Raw genomic sequence first — 8,388 nt, forward strand, 5'->3', positions numbered from 1 at the left:
CTCGCCTCACCTGAACTCGGGCTTCCTCAGGACCTCCAACAGCTCTTTCTTTATATTTGAAATATCTAAGTCTAACATGGACGTCAACTTCTCCAGGCACGCCAAGTCTTGGTCCAACGCGGGCTTCCTTACTTCGAAGTGGCTGAAGTAGACCCACTCAACGGTGTTTTCAACTACCTTCTTAAAACACTTCTTCAGCTCCTCGTCCGCCATCCCCTCTTCTTTAATCTTGAGCCAGAGAGAAATTACGGAGGGGAGGTCTGCCACCCTCAAGGTTAATATGGCGGCTTGTAGCCAAGTGGGTTTCCTCCAGTAAGCTTGCTTCTCGACGGTCTTTCGCGTAACGCCCGCATTAACGTCTATCCAACCTAAGATCAGCGAAGTCACGCCAACAGCTAACAGCACCAAGGCGGTCGCTGCCCAGCGGAGGGGCTTTGAGACGTGTAAGTAAGGCAGTACGACTCCGTTGAGTATTATGACCATATTTATCATCGTCAAGACGAACGCCACGTAATTCATGTGGGCCGACCTGACGTATGCGAGTAAATCGAACACCTTTGACTTATAAGCAAGCGCTGCCGACTTTCTCAAAATCTTCGTTAATTCCAAAGGGTCTCCCTCACTTACACGGACGGAAGCCGGCGAGCTTTAGTATCCTTAAAGCTAAGTAGGCGGCGTTCTTGCCGTTGTCAATGCCTACGGTTGCCACGGGCACGCCGGGAGGCATCTGGACGGTGCTGAGGAGGGCATCCAAACCCATCAGCTTCACCTCGACTGGAACCCCTATGACCGGTTGTTCTACCTTAGACGCCACCACCCCGGGGAGGGCGGCGGACAGGCCAGCTATGGTTATGTAAACCTTCACGTACTCCTTGCTCTTCTTGAGGTATTCGTCCAACTCCTCCGGCTGTCGGTGCGCTGATATAACCTTGAGTTCGTAGGGAACGCAGTACTCCTCCAGCACCTCGGTTACCTTCCTCGCTACGTGTTCATCGCTCTTGGAGCCCATTATTATGGAGACAAGGGGGCTCCGCAAAGCGCCTCCCTAGGACGTAGGAGAGTCAGTTTAAACTATTAATGGCCATTCCGATGCCGAAACATAAAGGTCTCATTAAAATAGTCTCCACGAAGGAAGGCCGAGCGGGTTTCAGGCAGTGGAGGAGATGTTCATGATAGTGATAGCCCTTTCCGGCTTCTACCGGGACGCCAAGTTGGTCAACCCGATGAAATTTAAAATACTAAAAACGTTGGTAAGATATAGCAAGCTCGTGAGGTCTAAGTGCAATAGGGTGTTCATGAGGGTCCAAGTACAACACATAATATCTACTGGCTTCTACAGGATAATATTGAAATCTTTCGTGTATAAGACAAATACAAACATGATAAAGAAGGAACTGGAAGACTCATTTAAGGTCGAGGAGTTAAGGGTCTCGGTACTGCTGAGGAGGCTCAGCCCGGACGAGGCGGAAGGGGTGAAAAACGTTCTGGAAAACGCGTGTGAGAGGGGCTGATGCTCTGGCTTGTTTACAGCTCCTCTAAGTGTAACCTCAAGTGTAAGTACTGCGGCGGCTCGTGGCCCGACCTCCCCCCTAACCCGGTCTACCCCGTCTCTGCCTTGAAGGAGTACTTGGAGGTCGTAGACCCCAACCCCGCGGTGGTGTTCTACGGAGGAGAGCCCCTTATGAACCCCAAGTTCATCATGGAAGTTATGGACAACATAGAGGCTACGTTCGGCATCCAGACCAACGCGACTTTGCACCACCTCTTGCCCCCGAGGTACTGGGAGAGGATGAAGAACGTCTTGGTCTCGATTGACGGTCCGGAGGAATTCAACGACTCGCGTAGGGGGAAGGGGAGTTACGCGAAGGCGTTGGAGCTAGCGCACAAGGCGAGGGGGTTAGGCGTGAAAAGGGTCATAGCAAGAATGGCCGTGGACTCGGAGAGCGACATATATAGGGACGTGAAGCACTTGCTCTCCTTACCCTTCACTCACGTCCACTGGCAGCTGTCCGTGGACTGGGTGTTGAAGTGGGACTTGAGGGGGTGGGCGGAGAGGAGCTACTTACCCGGCATAAGGAAGTTGGCAGAAGAGTTCAGAAACCACTACTTGGAGACCGGAGAACTGTTAGGAATTATTCCCTTCATAGCCCTTTTGAAGGCCCACAAGGAGCCTTGGGACTGGGTCCCTTGCTGGGCGGGCAAGAGGGCCTACTCCGTGCTCACGGACGGCAGCGTGGTCGCTTGTCCCATAGCCCCCTACGAGGGTTGGGCCAAGGCCGGGAGCGTCTACTCTCGCTCCCCTCCCAAGGAGCTGAGCTACCCCGAAGGGGTTCCTTGTGAGAGGTGCGAGTACAAGGGCTACTGCGGCGGGAGGTGTTTGTACTGGTTGTACGAAAGGTTCTGGGGATATGAAGGGATGAGGGAGATATGTTGGGTTACCAAGAAGTTCATAGACACGTTCTTCGATGTCGTAGGAGACCTCGCGGACGAGATGGCAGAACACGAGGAAGTAGCCTCCTACAACCCCTTGGAGGACTCCACTGAGGCGGTGCCGTAAAAAGGGGCTCGGTAGAGGGGACGGCGGGCTGAAGCTGACAAAGTTCGTTTTCATAACCGGCGGGGTGCTCTCAAGCCTAGGAAAGGGCATACTGACGGCCTCAACGGCTCTGTTCTTCAAGTCAATGGGGTATACGACGACAGCGATAAAGATAGACCCTTACGTGAACGTTGACGCGAGTACTATGAACCCTTACGCACACGGGGAAGTTTTCGTAACCGAGGACGGCGGGGAGACGGATTTAGATTTGGGACACTACGAGAGGTTCTTGCATCAGAACTTGACCAAGAACAACAACATAACGACCGGTAAAGTGTACTTGAGCGTGATAGAGAAGGAGAGGAAGGGAGAGTACTTGGGGCAGACGGTACAGATAATTCCCCACGTAACTGACGAAATAAAGAGGATGATAGAGGAAGTAGCCAAGGACTTCGACGTAGCCGTGGTGGAGATTGGAGGAACTGTGGGCGACATAGAGGGCCTGCCCTTCTTGGAGGCCGCCCGCCAGATGTGGGTAGAGAGGAGGGGCGAAGTAGCCTTCGTACACGTCGCCCTAGTTCCGGTCTTGAGCACGACCGGTGAGCAGAAGACCAAGCCCCTCCAGCATTCCGTCCAAGAGCTGAGGAGAATAGGCATCCAGCCCCACGTGGTGGTGGGACGCTCAACAAAGCCCTTGGAACCAGAGACCAAGAAGAAGATAGCCCTCTACTCGAACTTGCCGGAGGAAGCGGTGTTCTCCGACCCGGACGTGGAGTTCGTCTATGAGGTTCCCTTGAAGCTGGTCGAGCAAGGGTACCCGAAGTACCTAACTAAGATATTGGGTCTGGAGGAAAGGAAGCTCGAGCTAGAGTACTGGATAGACTTCGTTAACAAGCTGAGGTCGTTGCCTGAGGGGCCTACGGTAGCCATGGTAGGCAAGTACACGAAACTAAAGGACAGCTACTTGAGCATTATAGAGTCGTTGAAACATTCTGCTGTAGAAGCGGGTTTCATGCCCAAGCTGAAGTGGGTGGAGGTGACGGACGTGGAGAGGGGCAAACTCAGCCCCGAGGAGGCCGCGGAGGCAGACGGCGCGATAATCTTGCCGGGGTTCGGCAAGAGGGGAGCCGAGGGGAAAGTCTCCGTAATAAAAGAACTGAGGGAGAGGGGGGTACCCACCTTAGGAATATGTTTCGGGATGCAGATGATGGTAGTTGAGGTGGCGAGGCACTTGGCCGGGCTGGAGGGAGCGAACAGCGAGGAAGTCGACCCCAAAGCCCCCCACCCGGTGGTAGCACTGCTCGAGGAACAGAAGAAGTTGGAGTACTTGGGCGGAACCATGAGGCTCGGGGCCAAGCCAGTAATAATAATGAAGGGGACTAAGCTCTGGGAGGCCTACCGGAGGACGTTGGTTAAGGAGAGACACAGGCATAGGTACGACATTAACCCGAAGTACTTAGACAAGCTAGAGGAGGCGGGGCTGAGGGTTTCCGCTTGGAGCGAGGGAGTCCCCGAGGGGGTTGAGTTGGAAGGACAAGAGTTCTGGGGCGTTCAGTACCACCCAGAGTTCAAGAGCAGGCCGCTTCAGCCCTCGCCGGTTTATACCCGCTTTTTGAAGACGCTTGAGTAGCAGTAGTGGAGAGTTCCCCTCACCATTTGAGGTACCACGTTAAAGCTAAAGGTGTGAACGACCCGAACAAACTCCTGCGAACCCTCCTTTTCCTCTTGGAGCTTTTGCTATCTAGCATCTTCATACAAGCTTCTGGCGTCCTCAACTTTGCTATTATATTCTTTTCTATTTCTATTTTATTGAAGAAGTAAATTAGTTGGTAAACAAGCTCAATATAAAACCATAAAGCCTTAAGACCCATTAACAAGAAATACCCAATGCTTAAGGGAAGATAACATGATAGATGTTGTTTAATCGCGTCCAGTCCGAACTAAAACGGAGAAATCTGGTATATAGATAGTAAAGCTGGAAACGGTTACCCACCGTCGGTCCACCATCTCAAAAACCTCAGCAGTAGTCTTGAGCAGAGTTTGGTTCTTCGATCTCAGAACTAACGTTAGGAATTTCGATGTAGAGGGCACTTTGGATGGCAAACACATAAAACGCCTACACCTCCTTGAGGAGGCCCTTGCTTATTTATTTTAACTTTAACCTACCTCTCTTCGCTCTCTATTCATCATGAATTATATAAAGGTTAACTGTAAGAATTACTCTATGGAATCACAATGTACTCTTTATTGATAGCGGTGTAGTAAAGGTCAGCAATAAAGATCCTTTTGACTACCACCTCTATTCGCAAGTAATTCGCACGCCGGTTGTGTATACATTATAAAGCTTATACATTTAAAGCTGTGGACAAAGTGGTTTGACTCTGTAGTAGAACCCTCGTGAGATGGTTTGTCCAAAACGTAAAGTTTCAAGCAAACAAAAGCGGTTGCGAGAAAGGAAAGTTCATCAAGGTAGCCGAAAAACTTCACTATTAATAGATACGCTTTCGATTCGATAGGAGCAATTAGGAGAAGGTATTGGTGTTATTAGTTACTACACGTCTGAAAAGACAGGCTTAACGCCCGGTTGGGTTACGAGAAATGTTTTAATGTCAGCAAATGAAATAATAAGTAGTACTCGAAGATTCATTGCACATAACGGCAAACTCTACTGTTTGCTTAAGAGCAAGGCTCCTCAATGTCCTCTCTTCTCATAACCGAGGAGTTCATCGTTTTTATCCCCTTACCCGTTGTTAGTGCCTTACTATACGTTAGCTCTACCATCAACAGTGCTGCCTCCCGATACGCTATCGGATTTATATCTCCTTAGAAATTATTAATACCTTCCTGAACGGCTGTAAGTTCGATTTGCATGATTAATTTGATTTTGCCTGCATTTTGACTCTCTACACCTTGAAGGCGATGGATAGAATGGGGCCAAACGCACGAAGACACGAACCTCCTGGAAGAGGGCGAGGAGTAACTACTTTAAGGAGAAACGTCTAGGAATTTATGGCGATCTAAAATGTATAGAAATGAGGAGAAAAACGACATTATAGTATTTACAACCACCATGGGTTGGGTATTTAACTACCATAATATAAATTTTAATTTAGATACGGAAAATAAAATAAAACTTGAGGGCTTGAAGCTGTCACCTATCGCATCACTGTCTAAGTTGATAATTGAAAATAAGCCGAAAAAGATAATAGCCATCTTTTTTATACCATTGAGCCTCATCGAGAACCTCATCAACGATGTTATTATAGGATACAATAAAGGAGGCCCTAGAGGTGGGTCTATTGAAAAATTGAAAGAAATACTAGACGAGTTAGGGAGGCTAACTAAAAATAAAGGCGTGATTAATGAAGATTTAAGAAAGAAAATAGAAGAAATAATTTTACGCCAGCAAGACGAGTTAAGGATGTTAATTAAAAATAAAGATATGATCGATAACTATAGTGTCGGTAAAATCATTACGCTTGCAACTAATGCCCTAACTAACCTTTACTTAGCATATATACTAAATGATACTATAAAGGCCTTCGATAGCTTGAAAAATGAGGTAGTACTTGTAGGGGTAGAGTCCATTGATATTAGCTCATCGTCAGATATGAGGGAGATCAATCTTGGCCCTACTCCCAGAAACTCTAGCGTTGGTTATTCCAAAGCCACTATTAATATCAGATATCCTAACCTTGAGGACAGCTCTAAGTTAATTACGTATGTGATTCCTTCACTTTCATTAGGGATCTACAAAATCAACCTCGGCAACAGTAACAGAGACGTAAAATTGGACTTTAATAAGACCTCTGGTAAAATCAAGAATGGCGACAAAAATCATGAAACCCCCATTTTCTTCGAAAACGTTTTAGAGGAACTAGAGTTATTCTTCAAAACAGTTCTTTTCAGTATCTTAGAAAAAGAATTGAACAACGATGTTAACAACATTTACTTAGCATTCGACAGTTCGGGCGGCTTCAATCAGATTACTATTGAACTTGGAAGGGCATCAGAAGAGGTAGCTAAGAGTGTGAGCTTATTGATCCCTATAACAAAGAGTAGTGACAAAGGAGGTGAAAGGGAAATCTCCTACATCACGGTAACATCAGATCCCGTATTAGGGAAAGTTAAAAAAGTCCACGACAAAATCACCACTAATGATATCTACTTCAATATTCACAAACAAACGACCAAATATAACTCCAAGACAATTGCATTAGGACTAGCTCAAGAAATTGTTACATCGCTGAAAGAGCTTTCAAGAAATATGAGTAACTCGTTGGCACAAAGTTTATCGACTTCATTGGTTAAAGAAGTAGGCGCCCTATATTCATATTACTTCAATTTACCGCTGCTTGCGTTCTCCGTAATTAAGATGAAACTAAACAATAGTAATCAACCAGCAAAAGACCGAATTTCTATTTGCTTTACGGTACCAATTGAAGGTCTAGTCAATTCAGAGGTATCCTTAAGCGTCGATTTGCCATTCGCTGGCTTACTGTTTTTAGAGAAGCCAGAGAATTTCCAAAAAAGATCTAGAGATATAGAAGTGTTTTGCTGTATAAAGCTGTTAGAGAAGTACGTAGAGAATATAGTCAATGCAATCACTAATACATCTACGAAAGACTACATAGAACTAATTACCCTCAATGGAGAGAGCGAGTTTAAAAGGATTGCAAAATGGCTAAATCCCACCAGAATGATATTTATCGAAAACGATTTAGATAGAATAAGAGATAGAATAGGAAAGAAGGTAAAAAAGGAGATAGAAAAACTTAAAAACAATAAAAATGCAAACAACGATGTTATAACAATAACTGACAGACTCTTTGAATTAAAGGTGGGGATAGAAAAGTGGGCGAGCGAGGTTTCTCCGGAGATCAAGAACCACTATTGCGGATGCAATAAACCATTAGAAAACAAGAATATTCGTAATTTCCTTGCTCATAGTGGACTTCTTAGCAATTGCATCGATCTCAAAGCCATCAATAATACCGATGGAAACATCATTTTGTATGTAAGGTACATCTGCAATGGAGGTGATAAGGAAGAAATCTTGAAAAATATAATTAAGGGAATTACACAATACGTCCTTAAAAATGGATAAAAAGTAAAATTATACTTAAAAAGAAAGAATGTGTACTGTGGCTTTTTTCCGTACTATAAACATTCATTTCAATATTCTTTAATATAATGCCAGCCTAAGGAGTGTCGTTTTAATTCTAACGCCCCACACAAGGGTCTTTAAGGCGATAAGAAGTAGAATTGGGTTCACGGACATCGTCAGTTATGGATACTTCGTTTTCTTAGGTGTGGAATCCGCGAGCAATATTACGGGAGACACCAAACGAGTTTACATAAATAAATTGGGCGAATGAAAGAGTGGTAATATTGAATTCGATTAAGAGTGAAGCCTTGAACTTAATTTTATGCTAAGAGGGATAGAAAGTCCTTATATATTGATACGTTTAATGAGATATTGGGTATAGGAAAACTAGGAAATCACAAGTGTAAACTACTTTGAGGATTGAAATGGAACCAAGAAGATGGCTTCCAAAAATAATAGGCCTAGCCAAAGCTTGTTTCGAAGTCGCGAGAGTAACTATTGTTGACGTCCCAGACCAGATCCGAAGGAAAGTAAAATATTCACCAACATCGCTCTCAGCTTTTCGGATAACTCAATTACGATTTACTGAGCTTTAGGGGTTATTATTATTATTTCTTCCTTTCTATCCTCTCTTGAGACTCCACCGAGCGCTTCCGTATAAAGCTCCAAGTTCCTTCCCTTAAAAGGCTTTCGTTCTACCGCTTCCTTACAATTCCCAGCTATTTTTCTCTCCATTTAAGAAATT

Annotated in this window: 7 protein-coding genes; 4 read left to right on the forward strand and 3 right to left on the reverse strand. The window is 45.6% G+C overall.

Features of this window, described 5'->3' with window-relative positions:
• Positions 1 to 6: 6 nt before the first annotated feature.
• Together AC1HCZ_RS03735 and purE are read right to left on the reverse strand one after the other, a co-directional pair.
• The gene (locus tag AC1HCZ_RS03735; protein ID WP_479462207.1) at positions 7 to 609 is read right to left on the reverse strand and encodes a hypothetical protein; all 603 of its coding nucleotides are present in this window, start codon (positions 607 to 609) and stop codon (positions 7 to 9) included.
• A gap of 10 nt (positions 610 to 619) precedes the next feature.
• Positions 620 to 1,009, reverse strand: coding sequence for a 5-(carboxyamino)imidazole ribonucleotide mutase (gene purE, locus AC1HCZ_RS03740; RefSeq protein WP_479462214.1), 390 nt, complete (start codon positions 1,007 to 1,009; stop codon positions 620 to 622).
• Positions 1,010 to 1,154: 145 nt separating this feature from the next.
• Here purE and AC1HCZ_RS03745 point away from each other — a divergent pair, with 145 nt between their 5' ends.
• The 3 genes from AC1HCZ_RS03745 to AC1HCZ_RS03755 are packed head-to-tail and all read left to right on the forward strand — an operon-like array spanning position 1,155 to position 4,166.
• Positions 1,155 to 1,511, forward strand: coding sequence for a hypothetical protein (locus AC1HCZ_RS03745; protein WP_479462208.1), 357 nt, complete (start codon positions 1,155 to 1,157; stop codon positions 1,509 to 1,511).
• Entirely contained in the window at positions 1,511 to 2,557 is a 1,047-nt protein-coding gene (locus tag AC1HCZ_RS03750; RefSeq protein ID WP_479462209.1) for a TIGR04084 family radical SAM/SPASM domain-containing protein, read from the forward strand. Before AC1HCZ_RS03745 ends, AC1HCZ_RS03750 begins: the two co-directional genes overlap by 1 nt.
• Before the next feature lie 34 nt (positions 2,558 to 2,591).
• Positions 2,592 to 4,166 (forward strand): CTP synthase, encoded by a 1,575-nt coding sequence (locus AC1HCZ_RS03755; protein WP_479462215.1) that lies wholly within the window; start codon positions 2,592 to 2,594, stop codon positions 4,164 to 4,166.
• A gap of 19 nt (positions 4,167 to 4,185) precedes the next feature.
• On the opposite strand, the gene AC1HCZ_RS03760 is transcribed toward AC1HCZ_RS03755, so the two are convergent.
• Positions 4,186 to 4,407 (reverse strand): hypothetical protein, encoded by a 222-nt coding sequence (locus AC1HCZ_RS03760; protein ID WP_479462210.1) that lies wholly within the window; start codon positions 4,405 to 4,407, stop codon positions 4,186 to 4,188.
• A gap of 1,151 nt (positions 4,408 to 5,558) precedes the next feature.
• Here AC1HCZ_RS03760 and AC1HCZ_RS03765 point away from each other — a divergent pair.
• On the forward strand, positions 5,559 to 7,643 hold the full coding sequence (locus AC1HCZ_RS03765; protein WP_479462211.1) for a hypothetical protein: 2,085 nt from the start codon (positions 5,559 to 5,561) through the stop codon (positions 7,641 to 7,643).
• Positions 7,644 to 8,388: the final 745 nt, after the last annotated feature.

Source organism: Ignicoccus sp., from assembly GCF_056435145.1.

Coding starts and splice junctions, on each gene's coding strand:
- AC1HCZ_RS03750 (WP_479462209.1), top strand. CDS start 1,511: ATGCTCTGGCTTGTTTACAGCTCCTCTAAGTGTAACCTCAAGTGTAAG.
- AC1HCZ_RS03765 (WP_479462211.1), top strand. CDS start 5,559: ATGTATAGAAATGAGGAGAAAAACGACATTATAGTATTTACAACCACC.
- AC1HCZ_RS03760 (WP_479462210.1), bottom strand. CDS start 4,407: ATGGGTCTTAAGGCTTTATGGTTTTATATTGAGCTTGTTTACCAACTA.
- purE (WP_479462214.1), bottom strand. CDS start 1,009: ATGGGCTCCAAGAGCGATGAACACGTAGCGAGGAAGGTAACCGAGGTG.